The sequence below is a fragment of the Singulisphaera photorubra genome, assembly GCF_045290345.1.
GTDB lineage: Bacteria > Planctomycetota > Planctomycetia > Isosphaerales > Isosphaeraceae > Singulisphaera.
This window is the reverse complement of the sequence record NZ_CP155447.1, coordinates 5,024,115-5,044,651: the sequence shown is the minus strand read 5'-3', so window position 1 is coordinate 5,044,651 and position 20,537 is coordinate 5,024,115. Positions and strand designations below refer to the sequence as shown.

Annotated in this window: 14 protein-coding genes and 1 pseudogene; 3 read left to right on the top strand and 12 right to left on the bottom strand. The window is 62.7% G+C overall.

Annotated elements, in window-relative coordinates:
- Positions 1 to 1,138: 1,138 nt before the first annotated feature.
- Positions 1,139 to 1,321 carry a hypothetical protein gene (locus V5E97_RS19115; RefSeq protein ID WP_406700877.1) on the bottom strand — a complete coding sequence of 61 codons (183 nt, stop codon included), beginning with the start codon at positions 1,319 to 1,321 and terminating at the stop codon, positions 1,139 to 1,141.
- Complete coding sequence (locus V5E97_RS19110) at positions 1,318 to 1,833, bottom strand: hypothetical protein (protein ID WP_406700876.1); 516 nt, start codon at positions 1,831 to 1,833, stop codon at positions 1,318 to 1,320. The genes V5E97_RS19115 and V5E97_RS19110 overlap by 4 nt, the downstream gene beginning before the upstream one ends.
- A 13-nt stretch (positions 1,834 to 1,846) precedes the next feature.
- Here V5E97_RS19110 and V5E97_RS19105 point away from each other — a divergent pair, with 13 nt between their 5' ends.
- On the top strand, positions 1,847 to 2,236 hold the full coding sequence (locus V5E97_RS19105; protein ID WP_406700875.1) for an MmcQ/YjbR family DNA-binding protein: 390 nt from the start codon (positions 1,847 to 1,849) through the stop codon (positions 2,234 to 2,236).
- A 189-nt stretch (positions 2,237 to 2,425) separates the two neighbouring features.
- On the top strand, positions 2,426 to 3,901 hold the full coding sequence (locus tag V5E97_RS19100) for an aldehyde dehydrogenase family protein (RefSeq protein ID WP_406700874.1): 1,476 nt from the start codon (positions 2,426 to 2,428) through the stop codon (positions 3,899 to 3,901).
- A gap of 90 nt (positions 3,902 to 3,991) precedes the next feature.
- Here the strand turns inward: V5E97_RS19100 and serA are convergent.
- The 6 genes and pseudogenes from serA to V5E97_RS19070 all read right to left on the bottom strand — a co-directional run bounded on the left by serA (position 3,992) and on the right by V5E97_RS19070 (position 12,644).
- Positions 3,992 to 5,619 (bottom strand): annotated as a pseudogene (gene serA / locus V5E97_RS19095) (phosphoglycerate dehydrogenase).
- Positions 5,620 to 5,694: 75 nt separating this feature from the next.
- Positions 5,695 to 6,852, bottom strand: a complete 1,158-nt coding sequence (locus tag V5E97_RS19090; protein WP_406700873.1) for a pyridoxal-phosphate-dependent aminotransferase family protein — start codon at positions 6,850 to 6,852, stop codon at positions 5,695 to 5,697.
- 109 nt (positions 6,853 to 6,961) lie between these two features.
- Positions 6,962 to 7,396, bottom strand: coding sequence for a phosphoribosyl-AMP cyclohydrolase (hisI, locus tag V5E97_RS19085; RefSeq protein ID WP_406700872.1), 435 nt, complete (start codon positions 7,394 to 7,396; stop codon positions 6,962 to 6,964).
- An 82-nt stretch (positions 7,397 to 7,478) separates the two neighbouring features.
- Positions 7,479 to 9,266 (bottom strand): tetratricopeptide repeat protein, encoded by a 1,788-nt coding sequence (locus V5E97_RS19080; RefSeq protein WP_406700871.1) that lies wholly within the window; start codon positions 9,264 to 9,266, stop codon positions 7,479 to 7,481.
- Between the two features lie 153 nt (positions 9,267 to 9,419).
- On the bottom strand, positions 9,420 to 11,660 hold the full coding sequence (locus V5E97_RS19075; RefSeq protein WP_406700870.1) for a tetratricopeptide repeat protein: 2,241 nt from the start codon (positions 11,658 to 11,660) through the stop codon (positions 9,420 to 9,422).
- Positions 11,661 to 11,843: 183 nt separating this feature from the next.
- A complete protein-coding gene (locus tag V5E97_RS19070) occupies positions 11,844 to 12,644 on the bottom strand; it encodes a TerC family protein (protein ID WP_406700869.1) in 801 nt (266 codons plus the stop codon).
- Positions 12,645 to 12,941: 297 nt separating this feature from the next.
- On the opposite strand from V5E97_RS19070, the gene V5E97_RS19065 reads away from it, so the two are divergent.
- A complete protein-coding gene (locus V5E97_RS19065) occupies positions 12,942 to 13,679 on the top strand; it encodes a vWA domain-containing protein (protein ID WP_406700868.1) in 738 nt (245 codons plus the stop codon).
- A 100-nt stretch (positions 13,680 to 13,779) separates the two neighbouring features.
- Here the strand turns inward: V5E97_RS19065 and V5E97_RS19060 are convergent, their stop codons facing one another.
- From V5E97_RS19060 to V5E97_RS19045, 4 genes are all read right to left on the bottom strand, one after another.
- Positions 13,780 to 14,880, bottom strand: coding sequence for a hypothetical protein (locus V5E97_RS19060; protein WP_406700867.1), 1,101 nt, complete (start codon positions 14,878 to 14,880; stop codon positions 13,780 to 13,782).
- Positions 14,880 to 17,234 (bottom strand): hypothetical protein, encoded by a 2,355-nt coding sequence (locus tag V5E97_RS19055; protein WP_406700866.1) that lies wholly within the window; start codon positions 17,232 to 17,234, stop codon positions 14,880 to 14,882. Before V5E97_RS19055 ends, V5E97_RS19060 begins: the two co-directional genes overlap by 1 nt.
- 191 nt (positions 17,235 to 17,425) lie before the next feature.
- Positions 17,426 to 18,982 (bottom strand): D-glycero-beta-D-manno-heptose 1-phosphate adenylyltransferase, encoded by a 1,557-nt coding sequence (rfaE2, locus tag V5E97_RS19050; protein ID WP_406700865.1) that lies wholly within the window; start codon positions 18,980 to 18,982, stop codon positions 17,426 to 17,428.
- 528 nt (positions 18,983 to 19,510) lie between these two features.
- Positions 19,511 to 20,530, bottom strand: a complete 1,020-nt coding sequence (locus V5E97_RS19045; protein ID WP_406700864.1) for a DUF1801 domain-containing protein — start codon at positions 20,528 to 20,530, stop codon at positions 19,511 to 19,513.
- Between the last annotated feature and the right edge of the window lie 7 nt (positions 20,531 to 20,537).

Sequence of the window (20,537 nt, the reverse complement as noted above, 5' to 3'; positions counted from 1 at the left end):
ATGAGATGTGGCAGGATACCCCTGGCTCTCGAGACCGCGGCGCGAATCGGAAACGAGGAAAAACCGGGCAATTGTTCTTCGAGTTCGGAACAACGAACGCGATCGCAGATCCCACTAGGGAAGCAGACGTCTCCCGTGCGGGGTCGACCAGCAATCCGATCCATCCACTCGATCGGCGATCAGCCCACTTGGCTGTCAAATTCCGCGCACGCAAGCCTGCTCACGCATTGATTGATTGAATAGTCTGCAATTTTACTTGTTTGCACGCAACGATTCTCCTGTTTTTCAAGAATAACAGGCCTAGGCCAATGGGAGAGTGTCGTTGATTTCACATGAGTGCGCGGAACGAGAATTGTTGATGCCAATCGATGCCCCGAAGACGTTGTGCCAATCCTGCTTGTTGCGATAGGCCCTTGAGACGCTTACGGGCCAGGAGATCAACATGATCCGGAACCGGATTGGGTACGTCCGGGCTTGCAGTGTGCAGTATCAATTACGCCTCCGGCGAAGAACATGCCACGGGTCTCCCAATCAGCATTTATCCTTCCGGCGGATGATCCCCAAGACAAGCACCCCGGCTTCGTCTCAACCCATTTCGTTGCGGGATCGGAAATCAATACGATTGCCAGGGAGTTTTGCAGACACTTCATCAAGCCATTCGCAGCGTGCGGTGTCGACTGGCCAATCGAGCGGATCAACCACTTCGCCTGGGGCCAGATTGCGATGGAATTCATTTCTGAGGATGGGAGGGCACGATATTCTCCGCGTCCCAGCAAGCGGGCGGGACTTGGCTGGTGCGAATTGACATCAAGCCCTTATGCCAGTCCGCGTGGATGAATACGCGCATCGCGGACTACCTTCGTCAACTTCCCCATCTGATCCCCTCCTTAGAATCGAGAGACGTCCGATCGGACCCGGCTGGTCGGTGACGACAGGCCCCCAGTTGCCCATCATCTCCGATTATGGATCAGTTTCGGCATGCAGATGATTAAGCAGCCAGTCACCTCAGTTGAGAGGCTTTGGAGATTCAGTAAAGCTAGACGAGATGTTGCCGGCTCGGCTGAATTTGCCAGACTTCCTGTTTTACCCTCTTTAGGGCCTGGCTACCGTCGACATCTTGGCAGGCAACGCAAACGGGTCAGGTCGCACCAACGTTGATGATATTCAGATTGTTGGCCTTTGTCTCTGCGGCAATATTTGATTCCGCATTGCCCGCGCCAACGGCCATCGTTTCAGCGGGTTTCAGCAATAATCCCGGACGTAAGTATCCTCTTGATTCATTGGTCGAAACCAAGAGAGCTAAGGTGCCTGGCCAGGTCATCCCTGCTCCGACATCACAATGGCATCCAGGCTGCCTGGACTGCTTGCTTTAAGAGTATGGTTGCGTGTGTTATTTGTATTGAAAGTAGCATTTGTTAAGTTGGTGGCGGCATTGTGCTTACGTTGGAACTTGTCGCGAAGAGCAGCGATGGTGCGGAGATGCTGGATGTCGGGCGAGGCGTTCTTACTTTCGAAGAAGGGGGAGCCGTTCTCGAAGAACAACTTCTGCCAGGCGTAGAACCGCGTGGGCGACAATTGGTACGCGTCGCAGCGGTTAGAGAAGGAAAAGTAGTCGATCAGGTGACGCCTGAGAATGGCGAACTTCTCGACAGGCGTGTCGTTCTTTCCGGGCGTTTGCATGGTGAGATTCCTGCCGAGTTGTAGTATAACTCGGGTGGGGCTTCTCTCCATTTCCATCTGAAGCAAAACAGAGCCGGGGATTACTCCCGACTTGGATGTCGGGCCGATTGCGTAATCCTTGGCCTCTGGGATCACCAAAAACTTTTCCGCCATCGAGGCCCCATCCATGAGCGTGCCGCTCGCGCCGATCATTCGACTTCGAGAACTCGCGTTGGCGCTTCCCGAAGCCCACGAAGTCGAGGCCTGGGGCGAGCCCACTTTTCGCGTCCGGAACAAGATTTTCGCGATGCACGCCGACGCGGCCAATCACCATGGCATGGGCCGTCCTGCCGTCTGGGTGAAAGCCGCTCCAGGAGTTCAGGAGAGCATGGTGGCGGCCGCGCCCGACTGTTTTTTCAGACCTCCATACGTGGGGCCGAAGGGCTGGGTCGGTGTCTGGCTTGACGGCGTCGTCGACTGGGAGGATGTGGCGGAATTCTTGGAAGACTCGTATCGGCTCATCGCTCCCAAACGGCTTTGCACCCAACTTGATTCAAAGGCTGCCCCGAACGACTGATCCGGTGGGGTCGACGCCTGCTTTTGTGTGGTATTCGTTCCGCCGAGCCAGTCATGCCGGGGGAGTCCCAGCCACGCCGGTCGCTTGTATGCCCGTAGACTCGCCCCTTAAAATAACGGAGGACGACGCGCCCATGCGCGCTCTACGCGTGGGCAACCCATCTCCGTGCGAATACCAGGGAGTGCGACCATGGCGACTGCCACCGAAGCCCGGCGTGCAACGCGGCGGGCCTTTCAGACGAAACTTTTGATCGACGGCAAGTGGCGCGACAGTCTGAGCGGCAAGACGTTCGACACGGTCAACCCGGCGACGGAAGAGGTCATCGCCCAGGTCGCCGAGGGCGATGCCGCCGACATTGATCTGGCGGTCAAAGCCGCTCGCAAAGCGTTTGACTCCGGCCCCTGGCGGAAGATGGATGCCCGCGATCGCGGCCGCTTGATGAACCGATTCGCCGACCTGATCGAAGAGAACGTCGACGAACTGGCCGAACTCGAGACCCTGGATAACGGCAAGCCGATCGGTGAAAGCCGTAACGCCGACCTCCCCTTGGTCATCGACTGTTTCCGCTACTATGCCGGTTGGGCAGACAAGATCAGCGGCCAAACCGTGCCGATCCGAGGCAATTACTTCTGCTACACCAAACGCGAGCCGATCGGGGTCGCGGGGCAGATCATTCCTTGGAATTTTCCCATGCTGATGGTCGCCTGGAAGTGGGGCCCAGCCTTGGCCGCGGGCTGTACGGTGGTGCTCAAGCCCGCCGAGCAGACCCCCTTGAGTGCCCTTCGGCTGGGTGAGTTGGCTCTCGAGGCCGGCTTCCCCGCGGGGGTCGTCAACATCGTCCCCGGCTTTGGCGAGACCGCGGGCGCGGCCCTGGTGGCGCATCCAGGGGTGGACAAGATCGCCTTCACCGGTGAGGGACGCACGGCCCAGATCATCATGCGATCGGCGGCAGAGACGCTCAAGCGGATCACGTTTGAACTCGGTGGAAAGAGCCCCAACATCGTGTTTGCGGACGCAGACCTCGACGCCGCCATTGAGGGAGCCGTGCTCGGGCTCTACCTCAACCAGGGCCAGTGCTGCTGCGCGGGGAGCCGGCTGTTCGTTCAGGAATCGGTCTACGACCAATTCGTCGATCGGCTGGCGGCCAAGGTCAACGATCGCAAGCTTGGCGACCCGTTCGATCCCGCGACCCAGCAGGGGCCGCAAGTCGACAAGGCCCAGTTCGACAAGATCCTGTCGTACATCGCCAAGGGCCGCGAACAAGGAGCGCGTTGCGTGACCGGGGGAGAGCGGCACGGCGACAAGGGCTTCTTCATCAAGCCGACGATCTTCGCCGACGTGAAGGACGACATGGCGATCGCCTGCGACGAAATTTTCGGGCCGGTCTTGTCGGTGATCAAGTTCAAGGAAGTTGACGAGGTGATCGAACGCGCCAACACGACCGACTACGGTCTGGCCGCCGCCGTCTGGACGCGCGACATCGGCAAGGCCCACGCGATCGCCGACAAGGTTCGAGCGGGGACTGTCTGGGTGAACTGCTACGACGTGTTCGATGCCGCTGCCCCATTCGGTGGGTTCAAGCGGAGTGGGATCGGCCGCGAGCTGGGCGAGAAAGCGCTCGATAACTACACCGAGCTCAAGACCGTGACCGTGGCCTTGGACTGATCAAACAACAAACGGGACCGTCGCGGGTCGTGATCACGACTCGCGACGGTCCCGGAGTGTTTCGCTCGCCTGGAAGGAAAGCGACGAAGCTTATTGGGCGAGCCAAGGAGCGATGGCGCCGGCCTCGGGCAGCTTGATCAGGCTGACGCTGAGGATCGCCGGGTTCTTCTTGAGCTCTTCGAGCGCCTCGGCGGGAGGAACGCAGTCGAGGTTGACGACTCCGATCGCTTCCCGCCCGGCTTCTCTCGGCCGACGTTCATCTGGGCGATGTTCACGTTGTGGCGGCCGAACGTGGTGCCGATGAAGCCGATCAAGCCCGGCACGTCTTTATGGGTGAAGACGAGCAGGTTGCCGTCGAGGTGGGCATCGAGCCGGTAGGGGCCGAGGCGGATCAGGCGAACAAATTCCTTGCCGAACAAGGTTCCGGCCGCGACGTACTGCTTCTTCTCGGTGACCACCTCGGTCTGGATCAAGGTGCCGAAATCACCCGGGTCGGTCGTCTTCTCTTCGACGATCGTGATCCCGCGCTCTTTGGCCAGGATCTCGGCGTTGACGAGGTTGACCTGGTCTTCGAGCGCCGACTCCATCCAGCCGGCCGCGAAGCTCGCGGTGATCAGCCGGGTGTTCTTGCTCGCGACCTCGCCGCGGTAGCGGACGGTCGCGCTCTTGACGGTCCCCCGGTCCATCTGCGAGTGCAGCATGCCCAGTCGGCGACCGAGGTCGAGATAGAGCCGCATCTCGTCGAGCTCGGCTCGATCTAGGGTCGGCATGTTGACAGCGAATCGGATCTGGCCGCTCTGGAAGTAGTCGGACAAGAGGCGGGCGGCCTCGACGGCGACGGAGACCTGCGCTTCCTCGGTCGAGGCCCCCAGGTGCGGGGTCACGAGGACTTGCGGGTGGACAACGAGCGGATTGTCGGCCGGAGGAGGCTCGGGGTCGAAGGCGTCGACAGCGGCCCCGGCGATCTTGCCGGCGGTCAGCGCTTCGGCCAGGGCGACCTCGTCGATCAGGCCACCACGGGCGCAGTTGATGATCCGAACATTCGGCTTCATCTTCGCCAACTCGTTCGGCCCGATCAGGTTGCGGGTCTCGGCCGAGAGCGGAGTGTGGATCGTGATGTAGTCGCAACGGCCCCACATTTCGTCGAGTGGGGAGATGCTCTCAATCCCAAGCTCAGCGGCCCGCTCGGCCGAGAGGAAGGGGTCGAAACCGACCACCTTCATGTCGAACCCTTGCGCTCGCTTGGCGACGGCCAGACCGACCCGGCCCAGGCCGACGATGCCGAGCGTCTTGCCGCCGAGCTGTGTGCCGGTGAACTTGTTCCGATCCCAGCGCCCGGCCTTGAGGCTGTCATTCGCCTTGGCCACGTTGCGCGACAGGGCGAGCATCAACGCCATCGTATGCTCGGCCGTCGAGACCGTATTTCCGCCCGGGGTGTTCATCACCACGATCCCTTGGCGGGTCGCGGCCGGAACGTCAATGTTATCGACACCGACGCCGGCGCGGACGATCACCTTGAGACGGGTCTGATCCTGCAACACCTCGGCTGTCAGTTGCGTCCCCGACCGGATCACGATCCCGTCGGCTTCCTTCAGCGCTTCGCGAAGAGCCTTGGGGTCGAGCTTCGTGTTGACGACCACCTCGAGGCCCGGCTCGGCTCGGAGCAACTCCAGGCCTTCTTCCGCCAGCTTATCAGTCACCAGAACGCGATAAGACACCTTCAAACACTCCGATGGTCGGGCGTGTGCGACACGCAAACAAAGGCTGGCGTGTCACCCACGCCCCTTGGATCATTATTTGCTGACAGCGGCGGGTTTGTTCCCGAGAATCACCTGCTGCGCGGCAGTCACCGCGGCGCCTGGCACGACCTTGTAGCCGAGGTTGTGAAGCACCAACTCGAGGGCCGCCAGACCGGCGACGACGTCGATCTCGTCGGTGTAACCCATGTGCCCGATCCGGATGATCTGGCCCTTGATCTTCCCCTGGCCGCCGACGGTGGTCACACCGAAGCGGTCCACCAGCCCCTTGCGGATGTCACCATCCTTGAGGCCTTCCGGAACGCGGAAGGCGGTGAGCCCCTCGGCAGGGCGGGAGCTGAACAACTCGAGGCCGAGTGCCCGAACGCCGGCCTGACAGGCCTCACTCATGAGCTGATGGCGGGCCCAGACATTTTCGATGCCTTCGGCCAGGATCAGCCGCAACGACGTGCGAAGCGCGAGAATCAGGGTGTGAGCCGGGGTGAACGGCGTGTCGAACTCCTTCATCTTCTTGCGAGCCGACTTCAGATTGAAGTAGAAGCTCTTGGAGTCGAACGCGTCGATCTTGGCCCAGGCCTTGGGACTCACCGAGATGAACGCGAGCCCCGGCGGAAGCATGAGAGCCTTCTGCGAACCGGCGCAGAGCAGGTCGATTCCCCAGGCGTCAGGGCGGCACTCCATGGCGCCGACGCCGGAGATTCCGTCCACGACGAACAAGGCCGGCGTCTGGGCCACGATCTTGCCAATCGCCTCGATCGGGTGGCCGGTACCGGTCGACGTCTCACTGAGCGTTCCGAACACGCAGGCGGTGTCCGGGTGCTGCTTGAGCGCCTCGGCGACTTGTGCCGGGTCGACAGGCTGCCCCCACTCGGTATCGAGCATGATCGCGTTGATGCCGAAGGCCTTGCAGATATCGCCCCAGCGCGCCGCGAAATGGCCGGCGTTGAGTACCAGCGCCTTGCCGCCAGGGGGGACCGAGTTGACCGCGGCCGCCTCCATGGCTCCGGTGCCGGAGGCCGTCAGAATCAGAACATCGTTCTGCGTTTGAAAGACCTCTTTCAAGCCGGCCGCGACCTCGACGATCACCTGCTTGGCCTCGGCCGAGCGGTGATGGATCACGGGACGGGCCAACTCGAGCAGCACTTCTTCGGGCACCGAGGATGGCCCCGGAGTCATCAATCGCGGCTTCTGCATCGCACCAGGTCCTTCGCTTCAAGCCAGACGGGAACCAAAGAGAACATAGTCTACTGTCCGAAAGCGGTTCCGGGGAAGACGCTTCGCGCGTGAGACCCACTCCGGTCGCTCACTCACTTCGATCGTTTGGCCCTTGGGCTTTGGGTTGGGCACCGTAAACCGAAGTCTTTTCAAACATCGTGGAATCGATAATCTCGAGGGTGCCATCCTGATTGAGGCGGCGGAAAAAGCAGGAGCGATAGCCTTCGTGGCAGGCGCCTCCGACTTGCCGGGCCTTGACGAGCACCACATCAGCATCGCAATCGATCTGGACCGACTCGACGTACTGCACGTGCCCCGAGGTTCCCCCCTTGTGCCACGACGCGCGACGCGATCGCGAGTAGAAATGGGTCTGGCCGGTCGTGAGGGTTTGCCGGAGTGCCTCGACGTCCATCCAGGCCATCATGAGAACTTCGTGGTTCTCGGCATCCTGGACGATTGCAGGGATCAGGCCGTCGGAGGTCCATTTCAGCGTCGAGATCAGATCGGTTTCTTGGGAACTCATGACAAGCGCTCGAGCCGTCCGCGTAGATCGAATGGGGGACAAATGAGAGACTGATCCGAAATACCACATTCGGGATCCCTCACTACTCAGCCGAGGCCTCCGGCATTTCTTCCCGGGAGAGGCGCTGAGCTCGTTCGATGTTGATGGGATTGCCTTCGCGGTCCGCTCGCTCCGTCGCCAGTTCGAGGAGCGGTCCGGCGTGCTCGGCATGGCCGTTCACCAGCAGGTCTTCGGCGGCGTCGAGGATCTGCGAGGTTTCGAGGCCTCCCTCACTGAGCATAGTCTGATACTGGGCGAGCGCAACGTCGGGGTCGCCGGTCCGCGCGTGGATCTCCGCGTTCCAGATCTCATAGGTCCGGCGATCGCGACCGCCGTGGGTCTCTCGGCCGCGTTCGAGCCATTGAAGGGCGTCCCTTGGGTTATCGACACGGATCGCTTCCCGGACCAGGACGGCAAACAGATCCGGATTCACGACGCTGGAGGAATCCATGCCGGGAGTCTTGACCAGTTGGGCTGCGATCCGAGCGGTTCGGCGATCGTCACCCAGGGCCGCGGCGGACAGAAACGCCTCAGCCAACCCGGGCAAGGTCAGGTGATCGAGCTCGAGGTGATCGAGCTGGTCTTCGCTCATGCAGGCGGTGTCCTCGGGATCGACCGAGGCTGGATTGTCGAGTTCGAGTCCCAGCCGGTGGCGGAGTCGATCGAAGGGATAGCCCTGGTAGAGACTCGCGGTTCGAGGCCTGGCCCCCATTTGCTCTCGCAGACGGACAACCGCCGTGAGTTGGATCAGCGCGATCGGGTCGCCTGCCTTGGCGGCGCGACTCGCCTGGAGGGGGCTGAGGTCGCCGAGACCATGGCGGGGCAGGTGGATCCAGAAATCCTCGTAGAAATGTTCCACCGCTTCGCGGGCGAGCCGTCCCTCGGTCTCGTCATCAAGCGCCTCAGGGCGGCGAAAAGTCCAGACTGCCGCGTCGGCCAGCGGGAGGGGCAGGGGGGCGGCTTCGCGGAGGATTTCCCGCCCTGGGTCGCCAATGGCCTGGAGCAGGGGCTCGCGGACCCGCTCGAGAGCCAACGGATCGGGGCTCGAGAGTCTCAACGATTGCGGTGTGATGATGACCGTAGCCAGGAGACGCGGAACATCGGAGAGCGTGAGCCATGAGACCGGCTCGGGCATCGGCCGATCGAGCCACTCGTAAACCTGAGCGTTGGGGAACTGAGGGGCGCCCGAGACCGGGTCTTGAGGACTCGCCTTTTTCTGAAGCGTCGGACAGGCGCCCAAGAGTCGAAGCGTATCCGAGTCTGACCAGGTGAGAACCCAGGCGTAGCGGAGGTCATCGGCCAGAGTCTCGGCGCCTGCTCCTTGGCGGAGAACCTCGGCGAGTGTCCAGGCGGCGATCGCCTTCTCAGGGTTGTCGGCCGATCGAAGTCGGACCACGCGGTCGAGGCATGAGATTGCCTCCCCGTTGCGGCCGGACCAGGCCAAACAAAGGGCGCGGTTGAACCAGGCCGCCGCGTCGGCAGGGTCTTCGATTGAGAGCGAACCGAAGAGGTCGGCCGCTTTCTCCAAATCTTCCAGGTCCCCAGCTTGGATCAGGCGATCCCACCGCGACCGTTTCTCGGGCTGGTCAGGGGCCTGAAACCGATGCTCGACGCGTGCGGCGACCGGCAAGTCGGAAGCCGACTCCAAGCAGGACAACGCTTCGCGTGCTTGAGGAAATTCGGGAATGATCCGGAGGGCGCGTTGCCATGCCGCCCAGGCAGCCAGGGGCCGCTGGAGTTGCAGGTGGTTCCAGCCTTCGTGAACCAAGGTGAGCGCCTGGTTCGTGTCAGTCGAGGATGGGGGCTGAGCTTGGCCAGACGTTTCAGACACTTCAGTCAGGTTCCCGGAGGACGGATTGGACCTTTAGTTTTTCGCAAACTCGCCCACCCTACGACAGCCGCCCCGCCCCGACCCAGGTGGGTCGAGGACGGGGACGTGTTGCATCGAACAGTATCGTAGACAGGACGCGGCTTCCGGCAAGTGTTAGCGCCCGGGGATGATCAGCTTGGGCTTGTCTTCCCCTTCCGGTGAGCCGCCGGATCCCGACCCAGGAGTCCAGAGACCACCGCCGCCCCCCGTGGATTTCTCAGGGGTCCAGATCTCACCCTTGGTTGCCGAGACTCCCAGTCGTCCCGATGCGGTGGTCACCCTCGGTCCGTATTCAGCCATGATCATTTGGAGCGGACGCGAGTCGAGAATGTAGTCGCCCCGCTTGTCAGGGTTGGGCGTAAGCCGAACCAGCCCCATCTCGAGCAGGTTGAGCATGATCGCTTGAGTGGCTTCGGGATTACCGGCGTACCGCTCCAGGACCACAGCCAGCTCAGGGACCCAGGCTTCGGGAGATTTTTCCCTGGCCTTGATCCGGATCTCGACCATGTCCCACATCGGTGCGTAGGAGGCCCGTTTCGCAACGGGATCGGCCTGCCGGCCCTTGCGAACCCATTCGAAGGCCTCGTCCGGCCGGCCGTTGCCGGCGACGAGTAACGCAAGGTCCGAGAAGAGAGCGAACGGCTCGACGTTGGCTTGCTCCCAGGTCTGCGGGCGATCGACCAGAACGCGAGCCGACTTCTCGACGACCGCATCAAGCGCAAACTGCCTGGCTCGCCAGTACAGCTTCGTCAAACGGTCGTCGTCGAGGCGTTCCGCGGGGATCAGACCGAGCCGTGCCAGATGGACGGTCTCGATATCGACCGTCTCTGGATCGAGCTCGGGCTCGGTTTCGAGGCCGAGACTCGTGCGGAGTGCGACGAAGTCGACAGCGTCGCGCCAGAGAGTGCGCGTGAATTCCAGCTGGAACAGGGCTGCGCGAAGCGGAACAATCGCGTTACCTGCCTTGGCGGCCTGCTGGGGTGTCCGGCCCCCTAGGTAGGACATCGGAGTCTTGGGCCAGACCTCGCGGATCAAGGCCGCACCCTGCTCGCGCTCGAGCCGGATTCTTTCGTCCGGGTCAATATCGTCGGGGAGTCGCCACTCCCACGACAGGGCTAGGCCGGTTTTCCCGACCTTATCGAGCACTTTCGTTTTCGGGTGCGCGGGGCGAATGCCCCCTTCCGCCAGTTGGGTGAATCGTTCGATGAGGCCATCGAGCCGGCCGTCGTCGTACGTCTCGATCCCGGCGATTTCCTGGCCCACGAACACGCGGCCGACGAAGCGAGGAATATCCTCGGTCTTGAGGTCGCTCTTGGTCTCGAGTTTGGGACGATCGAGGAAGCCGAAATTGTCGACCTCGGGTGATTCCGGGACCTCGGGATCGATCGGCCCCGTGTCGCCTTCGTCGACGGTCGGATCGTCGCGGAGCGCCTTGAGCAGCCGGAGGCGGTCGCTCACCGGCCAGATCAGCTGGACCTGTTCGACCTGGTCGTCCGCATCGAGGGTGTCGATTTCCTGGCAGAGCGCTTCGAGATCGACCGCCTCGTCCGTATTGCCCATCCGCGCGATCGCGCGGCGCAAACCTTCGACGGCGCCCTTGTCGTCGGCCAGCCAGAGTCGGCACAAACCGAGGTTTTGGTCGGCTTCGGGACTGGCTCCCTTCTCCGTCGAGAGGACTTCAAACGCGGAAGCAGCCGCGGACCAGAGTCCTCCCTGGGCCCATTCCAACGCCTCGTTGAACCGCGCTTGGGCCGCCTCTGGCAGGCGCTGCGGAGCCGGAACCAGGTCATCCGCATTCTTGAGCCAGGGGGAGATCGAGACGTCCCTTTGGATCGCCCCGATGCTCTGAACGATCTCCTCCGTCGGTCCGCCGAGGGCAACCGCCAGGCCGAAGTGCCTGATCGCCGCCGGATATTGGGTGAACCGGGCCAGGGAGGAGGCGACGAAACTCACCAGTGGGGCCAGTGTCCCATGCTCCGCGGCCGGGAACGCCGAGAGGGTCTGCTGGAGCTGAAGGCAGCCCTCGGTAGGACCTTCGGTCGCGATCACCAGTCGGGAGAGCAGAGTCAACGCTCCGAAATGCTTCGGATTCTTTTTGAGAACGAGTCGGAGCGACGCCTTGGCAGCGTCGGATTGTCCGAGGCGAATCTGGTAGAGGGCTTTACGGGTCAAGAGCCACGCGTTGTCGGCTTCCTTCCGAAGTCCCTCGTCCAGGACCTGGACCGCGGCCTCGATCTGCCCACTTTCGAAGAGACGCTGGGCTCGCTCGGCCTGGTTCTCTACCTTGTGGCAGCACCACTTGAATTTTTGGCCGCTTCCGCACGGACAAGGGGCATACGGTTCAACCACCGCCATCGCTTGCGTCCCTCGAGATTGAAGTCGCCTTGCTCATTCGATCACAGTAGCAGAGTCGCGATTCGTTCGTCTATCCTGCCCACAATCTGCGGGCCGACCTGACGTCGACCGGTGATTGACTCTCGTTTGCTGGCGCCGAAGCTCCCCCAACGGGTTCGCTTCGGCATTGTCTTTCAGACCCGCCTAATTCAACGGATTGGTAATGGGCTGGTCGTCGGGAGTACTGTCGTTCCCCTCGCCGATTTGGCCAACTTCGACGACCTCTTCCATCGGTTCGGTCGGGATGATTTTGGGAGTGGGCTTATACAGCAGGCAGGCGGCGATGATGGTGAGCATCCCCCCCCAGAAGAGCCACTCCGGCATCTCCTCCTTCAGATAACCGGCCGTGTGGAGGCCGCCGACGACCAGCTTCAACCCGATCCAGGCCACGAGGTAGTACGCTCCGCTGGCCAATCCCTTGAATCTCTCCAAGAGAATAATGAAATAGCCGGCGACGTACCGCATCGTGATAATGCCGAGGATTCCACCCGAGTAGACGATGGTGAGCTGGAGCCACGAGGGATAGTGCTTGGGGGCCATGGCGACCGCCGCGACGATCGAGTCGATCGAGAATGCGATATCGGCGAACTCGACAGCGACAACGGTCGGCCAGAATCCGCGTCCAAACCGCGAGGATTTCACAAGGTGTTGATCCTCGTCGCGGCTCGTGAAGTGCGAGATCGCAAGGTAAAGTAAATAAAGGCCGCCGGCCACTTTGAAGTGCCAAAACCTGAGGAGGGCCGCGGAGAGGACCACCGCGATCAGGCGGAACACGAAGGCTCCGAAAATCCCGTAGCGGAGAGCACGCTTTTGTTCGTCCTTCGGGAGGTGGCGAACCATCACCGCCAAGACCAAGGCGTTATCCGCGCTCAACAAACCTTCGAGGAAGACGAGCGCAACGATTGTGCCCGCGATCTGAGGCAGATTTTCCAAGACGAAATCCATAAGCGAGCCTCCGAGAAGCGGCGGGTGAGCGCGGTACTTTTCGACCGCACCAATCGACGGGTGGGCGTCGCATGGCAAGGGCGACGAGTCATTAGGTCGTGGGGCAGGTCGCTCAAAACAGCTAATCTATCACATCTTACGAAATGGGGCGACCCTCCACCCCCGAACCACCTGCTCGGTCAGGCTGCACGAGATCAGGACAGCCGAGCCCTACTTAGGTGTACCCCGGCCGCGTTCGTGGTAACATTCAATCGGATTTCCTGGGGCCGTTGCAGGGCTCTCAAGGAGCAAGCCTCGATGATTCGGCGCACCTGTTGTCTGACTGCGATCGTCTTGACGCTCGCACTGGCCGGCTCGACCGCGGACGTAGCGGCGGCGAACCCCAAATCAAAGGCTCGCGACGTCGAGGCAAAAATCCTTCCCGCGAATGCGCCCGGTTCGAAGACCTCGTCGGAATTCCTCCGCAAGCCTGGAGAAGATCGATACGACCCGAACGCGAACGACTGGCGTGACGTTCCCCCCTGGAAGCAGACCTCCTTTTTCGGGATCCGAGCGAAAGGCCAGTTGTTCATCTACGTCGTCGACTGCTCGGGGAGCATGATCGACGAAGACCGCCTCATCCGCGCTAAACGCGAGTTGCGCCGGAGTGTTCTGGGCCTCCAGCATCCCCAGCGGTTCAAGGTCGTCTTTTATAACGATCAGGTCGTGCCGATGCCGGGCGACTTGCCCCGATCGGCCGACCTCGCCTCCAAGAGCCAGATGGTGGAGTGGCTCCGGCTGATCGAACCGGACGGCGAGACCGACCCGCGGGGGGCGATGAGCCTGGCCCTCGCTCTGCGTCCTGACGCCGTCTTCCTGCTCTCGGACGGCGAATTTCCCGACGGTACCATCGAGGCCATCGCCAGCAAGAACCGGCGGAAGATCCCGATCCACTGCGTCGATCTGAGCAGTGGCACCGGGGGCGATCAGCTTCAACGAATCGCCCGTGAGAGTGGTGGCCAGTATCGTTGGCGGCCCCAGGTCGATGGGCCCTGAACGAGTCGAGAGCCTGTCTGACAGACAGGCTCTCGACATCATACTGGCCCCGTCATACCCGCTCCGGTCGTACCGGCGAAGGCTCTGACGGCGATTTCTCTTACTGGCCCGCGGAAAGGGATCCGGCCGGACTGCCACGGATCGCCATGCCTTCGGGTAAGGGTCGAGCGGCGACTGTGTAGCCACGGGCGTGGAGGTCGTCGCGGAGCTTGCGGTAGAGGGCGAAGCCGTCGGGATAGACCCACATCGTGATCGTGGCCCGCGACGGTTTCAGGCGGTTGATTGTGAGGGCATACTGGGAGATCGGCTGAAGCGTTCGCTCATAGGTCTCGCCGCGTCCCTCGAACTCCGGGATGATCTCCCAGCCCCGAAGGTCGAAGTTGACGCCGTGCCGCTCCATCAACTCCTCGATGCCGTTGGGCATGGCTCGCCCGAGGACGTACTCGATGGAGAAAGCGCCGACGGGGCCGACCTTCGAGTCCACAACCCTCGAACCTTCGGACAAGCGGATGCGGAGCTGTGCGTCAGCCTTGACGAGTTCCATGAGCCGATCGAGGTCGATGAAGGCCACCCGGTCGCGGCGGACCTCGAAATGGTATTCGTTGCCTCCGGTCGGCTTGGCGACCGGATTCTTCTCGACTAATGACTTCGCCTTGGGACGAGGAGCCTGGGCCACAGAACCCAACTCCGCCTTGAGGCGGTCGCGTTCGGCTCGGAGAAATCCGCCCCGGGCCGTGACACTGGCGAGCTGGGCACTTGGGTCGCGGACTCGAAGCGCCAGTTTCCGATTTTTCGAGGCGTCGAGCGCGGCCTGAGCGGTTGCCTCGGCCAGGCGCTTCGCCGCATCCTCAGCGCGGGCCTCGGCCCGAGCCCGGTCGCGGCTCGCCGCGTCAATCTGTTCCTCGGCCCGGGCCACGGCAACACGATCCAACGGCTTGGATGCAGGGGCAGCGACCGGCGTCGGTTTCGGCTTTGGCTTTTTGGGGGGCGCCGGCGCAGGGGGAGGAGCGATGGCGGTTGCGACCGCGACGGGGGCGGGGGCCACGATTCGCGCTGGCGGGGCCGCTGGCTTGTTACCAGTTCGGACAATGACCAGGAGCAAGATGACGGCTCCCAGCAGACCGACGAGGTTGACCAGAATCCCGAGATAGGACTCGGTTTCAACGGGCGCACCCTCGTTGTTTTTCGTGCGGTCTCCCATCAGAACCGCTCCCTTGGCAAGAAGTCGAGCACGCGGGTATCGGCCACCTGGAGGACGGTCGGCCACTCGATTCCGGAAAGGACCGTCACCCTGCGGGCATCGCGGTAAGTCTCACCGCCGCCGGGTTCGACCAGGAATCGGATCGTCGGCTTGGGTCGAATCATCGGGTCCACCTGCTGACGGAGCCGGACAATTGTCTTCAGCGACGTTGTGAAGATCGGTTCCTTCCCCTTGAGCGCTTTCAACGAGATGCTGTAACCGCCCGGATGAATGACCACCCCACTCGGTCCGCAGGCGACGACGATCTCCATCGGCACCTCGATTCGTAACGGGGCGCGGGAGCCAGAGGAGGGCTCTCCCTCGCCGCGGGAGCGGCCCCCTTCGACACCTCCTCCTGACGACCCGCTCGCGGCGGTTCCGGCCGAGGTCCCCGAACCGGAGGAGCCGGCTGAGCTGGATGAGCCTGCTCCCGACCCTCCTCTCACTTGTCCGTCGTGCTGGCCGCCACCTTGTCCCCGACCTTGTCCCGCCTGTTGGCCCGCGGAGTCCGAAGTGTGAGCGACGTCCTCGGGAGGTGCCCCTGGCTCTCCCGGCAAGAGGCCTCTAGGCCGGAAGGGAGCCCCTTCACCTGGCGGCCGACCCATCAAGGAAACTCCATCCAGGTTTGAGACGTCATCCGGATGAGGCGGAACGGACGCTGTCCGTTCTCCTGGCCCGGGGGCTCCTGCCCGGCTGGGAGCGTTTACTCCGAACGGGATTTCCGACTGCGGACCGGGAGGATTCGAGCCGGGACGGCCGGATCCACCGTACGATCCCGAGGGGATTTCCCCCGGAGTGCCCGCATTGTTCGCACCGGAACGGCCGGATCCACCGTACGATCCTGAGGGTATTTCTCCCGGAGCGCCCGCATTGTTCGCACCGGAACGGCCGGACCCGGGGAACGATCTCGAGAGAGCGCCATCGCCCCCTCGGCTTCCCGTTCCACCCGTCGCCGGTAGCATGCCCGGCCTGTCCAGCGAACCGCCGAGTGGCGGCAGCATTCCGGGTGTGGCGGCCGACCCCGGCGTTTGATTTCGCGTCTGATTGAGCTCTCGGCCCAAGTCGCCAGCGCGGCCCGAGGCGTCGAATCCTCGATTTCGAGCGGACGATGTCCCACGGTCGCCGGGCATTCCGAGGTCGCCTAATGCGATCCGGGGACCCGATGGATTGCCCGATCCCGAGGCTTGTCGGCGGTTCTCTTCCGTCAGAGATCCTGGCCCTTCGCTTGAGCCGGCGGAACCGGCCGGCCAGCGGAACTCATCGACGTTGTGTCCCTCGCTTCCACTTCTACCTGAGCGAGTTGGTGAAGGAAGCCGAGACCGAGAGCGCGAGTCGCCGCCCATGGCGAGCTCGGGGAATGGGCTTAACTTGGGCGAACCATCCCACTCGTTCGGGTGATCGAGGTCCGGATAGTCGATCTCCATGTCTTGATCGACAAGTTCGTAGCCGAACGCCATTCCGAGTGATTCGAGCCGGGCGCGAGCGTCGTAGAAGGGGCGGATGCCATCAGGGCGGACGACGAAGAAGATGTAAGGGACGGTCGGGGCGCCGTCGGGACCGGTTACGCCCTGGATTCGGGTCAATTCTCGAACGACCGCGAGCAGGATCGGGCTGGAGCGTGCGCCGAGCAGTGCGGAGAGGTCGAGGAGATTGAACGTAGGCCCCCCGGGCTGAAGGGTTGCGCTCCCGTTATGGCATTCGATCACGATCGGCCTGCGCCAGGTGCCGTTTGGTGCTCGGTTGGGGAGCACCGCATAGCTTGACCGGGTCCGCGCCTTCATCAAGGCGGCCTTGGAGAAATCGAGCTCTTTTGCGAGGACGTCTCGCTCCATCGCCAGTGCGTCGGCTTCCTGCTCCAGGGAGCGAACTTTACCAGTGATCGAGTCGATCTGGCCGCGAATGAGCTGCTCGCGACGCTTCCAGCGTTGCGACTCAGCATGCGCCGACTTGATGGAGCGTTCGAGGGCCTCCGCCTTACGATCGGCAGCCTGAGCCTCGATCAATTGCTCGGCCTCCGCCGCGCCGAGCTCGGCCAGGGCCTTTCGGGTCGGATCCTCCACTGGAGGAGCCGGCACTGGCACGGGCTCAGGTTCAGGCTCCGGTTCGGGTGGTGTTGCGGACGGAGGCACCACGACCGGAGTTCGGAGGGTTGTGTTCGCGGCCAGCGGAGGCGCCGCTTGGGTCGGTGCTCTTTTCCTTAGGTTCGTTGCACGCTTGTGCATCGAGACGATAAGGAACGATGTGCCGGCCAGGCTAGCCAGGATCAGGCACACCGGGAGTAGCTCGGACCCAATCCTCAGGCGAGGGCGAGTCATCAGAACTGGCCTCCCGTACCCCTTTTTTGTTCTCCAGGGTCCCCGGCTGGGCTAACCCGGAGCTGACTTCGGGGCCAGAACTCCGTCTGGACCCGCAGCGCATCCTGCGCGAGCAGTAGAAGTGATCGGCTCGCCATGCCATGCGGCTTGAACGAGTCGTCACTTCCCAACGCTGCTTGCCCGGATCCGGCTCAGGACGACGTGGGAAGAACCACGCTGCTGGGGCGGATTGCTGGCGAGGGGGGAGTTTTTTCGGGGGGGTGGGAAACGATCGTGCGATCGGCCACCCGATGGATGATCCGAGTCGTCGAATGACCTTGAACGAGGGGGATCAGAACCAGTGTTCCTCCTGCCGCCTCCACTTCCGCTCGGCCCACCACCTCGTCGGGGCGGTAGTCTCCTCCCTTGACGAGTACGTCGGGCTGGATCGCCTCGATCAAGGCGAGGGGGGTATCCTCGTCGAAGACGATCACGGCATCCACGCATTCGAGTGCGGCGAGCAGCTCGGCTCGGGCATCTTCCGAGTTGATCGGCCGCTCCGGACCTTTCAGCCGACGTACGCTCGCGTCGGAATTGATCCCGACGACAAGGAAATCTCCCAGTGTGGCCGCCTCTCTGAGCAAGCGGGCATGGCCAATGTGGAGCAAATCAAAACAGCCGTTGGTGAAGACGACCCGCTGCCCGGCCTGTCGCCGGCGGCGGACATCGGCCACGATCGACTCGAGTCCGAGCCGCTTGTCTCCCTCGGCGCGATGGTGATCGATCAGATCGCCCAGGATCTCCTCGCGGGAGAGCAGGGCGACCCCGATCTTCTCGACTTCGAGTCCCCCGGCCACATTTCCGAGCGCGGCCGCTTCGTCGTAGTCGGCGCGGCTGGCGAGGCAGAGTCCGACGACTGAGAGAACCATATCCCCCGCGCCGGTGATATCGTAGACCTGACGGGGACGGGTCGGCACAATTTCCGATCGCCCGTCCGCACGAACCAAGGCCATCCCGTCGCGGTCGAGGGTGACGAGCACCGCCTCCATGTCGAGTGTGCTCACCAGCCGACGGCCGACCTCCAGGGCATCTTCAGTGCTGGTGATCGTCATTCCGGTGGCGAGCTGTGCCTCAAGGCGGTTCGGGGTCATGCAGTGGACCCAGTAATATTTCGAATAGTCCGACGAGCGAATCGGGTCGGCGATCACGCGGACTCCGAGGCTCCGGCAGGCCGCGATCAGCCTGCGTAGTAACGTGGGCGTGCAGACGCCCTTGTCATAGTCGGAAATCAGGACGATGTCGGAATTCTTGACAGCCTCGGGAATGCTCGAATCGAGGGCAACCTCGATCGCGCGAGGGATCGGGTCGCGAGTTTCGTAGTCGACCCGGATCATCTGCTGCGGGTGCCGATCCTGCGCTCGCCCGATATAGCGTTCCTTGAGAGTCGTCGGTCGGTCGTCGAGCTCGAGGACGAGCCGATCATCGATCTCGCGATCGGAGAGAAGCTGTCGGACCAGGCTGGCTTCGGGGTCGCGTCCGACGACTCCCATCAAACAGACATGGGCACCGAGCGCGCTGAGCATCGTCGCGACGCTGGCCGCTCCACCGAGCCTGTGCTCGCGGTGATCGGCGCGGAGCAAGGGGACGGGAGCTTCCTGGCTAATTCGTTCGGCATCGCCCCAGATGTAACGGTCGAGGATCAGGTCGCCGACGACGAGGATACGCGGGTGGCCGAGCGTTTCGACTCGCCTGATCAGATCAAACGCCATCGCGTGGTCCTCCATGACCGTCGCTTTTCCGTCTCGGTCACCCAGCTCGCACGTGCCGAAGCGCGTTGCCATTCCTTGAGGCAAGGCTGTGGTGCCGTCAGTTCACAGCGTATCGCACCCGGAAATGGCGTCAAGCCGGCTTTCCTCTAGGTGATGCAGCCGATCTCACTCCGGTGGCAATGGAGGGGGTTTGAGGGTTCGGTTTCGGGGTCGTGGAACGAATTTGGCGGCAAAGTTTCCCGAACTTACTCTGTCGTCGGGGCAGGGCCAGCGCATGCTTAAATCTGGCACTGGCGAGAACTTGCCGAGAGCAGTTCTCGCTCCCACCACAACGGCCCGATGCCGCTCTCTTGCGACATCACGAATTAGGCGAAGCATCATCGCCCACATGATGCTGGTCCAGGCCCTGAGGACGCATCAGGTGGAAGGGTTGAGAGAGGACGTGGGATAGCTCTTCGCGCTGGCGGCTCAACAAATCATGGTGACCGGGCCTGATCCGCCGGTGAATCGAGCTTGGTTCGTGGTCCGTTACTTCCGTTTTGGTGAATCGTCCCAGCCGGGCAACGCGGCGGCCTGCTTCACCCACGTTGCTAATTGCGCCTCGTCGAACTGATCGTCTTTATGGATATCGAGGTAACGCGTGTCCTCGCTCTTGCTGGCACCGGGCGGGACGGGACGCAGCGACGTGCCGTAGAAGAAGGCCACCTTTACGTAGTGCGTGAAGGTGTGGATCCCCAGGAACCAGCCCTGGCCTTCGATGCCGTACAACGGCGAGTTCCACTTTACGGCCTTGCGCACGTTGGGCACGTTCCGCACGATCAGCGCGTCGAGACGCTCCCCGATATCGCGTTTCCAGCCCGGCATCGCGGCGATGTACGCCTGCACCGGGGCGTCGCCGTCCGCCTTCGCGATCTGCGGGTTGCCGCCCGAGAGCAGAACGACCTTCTCGCCTTCTTGCACCTTGATCGTCTTGGACTTACTCGCACCGGGCTTGGCCTTCTTCGCCGGTGGGCCATTCTGGGCGACCGCGGCCGTCACGAGCGCCTTGAACGCATCCGCGTCGACCTGCTCCCCTTCGTGGATGTCGATCGCCCTTCGGGTGTTGCCTTCCAAGCTGGAATTGAAGAGGCGCGATGGGTCGGGGATACTAGCCCCCCGGGCGAACGTGAGCTTCACAACCTTCGAGTACGACTCCCCGGTGCAGACGATCCCTTTGTGGGACCAGACCGGGACCCCGGCCATCGCATTCGACGGCTTCCTCCATTTCCGCTCCTCGGTCATCTCGGGGTCGGCTTCCAGGATCAGCGCCCGCATGCGGGCCAGGGTCTCCTCGCGCCAATCCCCCAGTTCGGGGGGCCGCTGGTCGATGAGCTGGGAAGCGAGCGCGTCTGCCTTCGCCGGTCGCTTGGCCGTCGTCCTTGCGCTCGCGGTCTTCGTGGCTTTGGCCGAGATCTGCACTTCGCCCTGGCCATTGGGAGAGACCTCGGCCTCTTCGCTCTTCAGGACTTCGGACTCCCCGGTCTCGCGGATTCGCACGATTCTGGCCATGACTTGT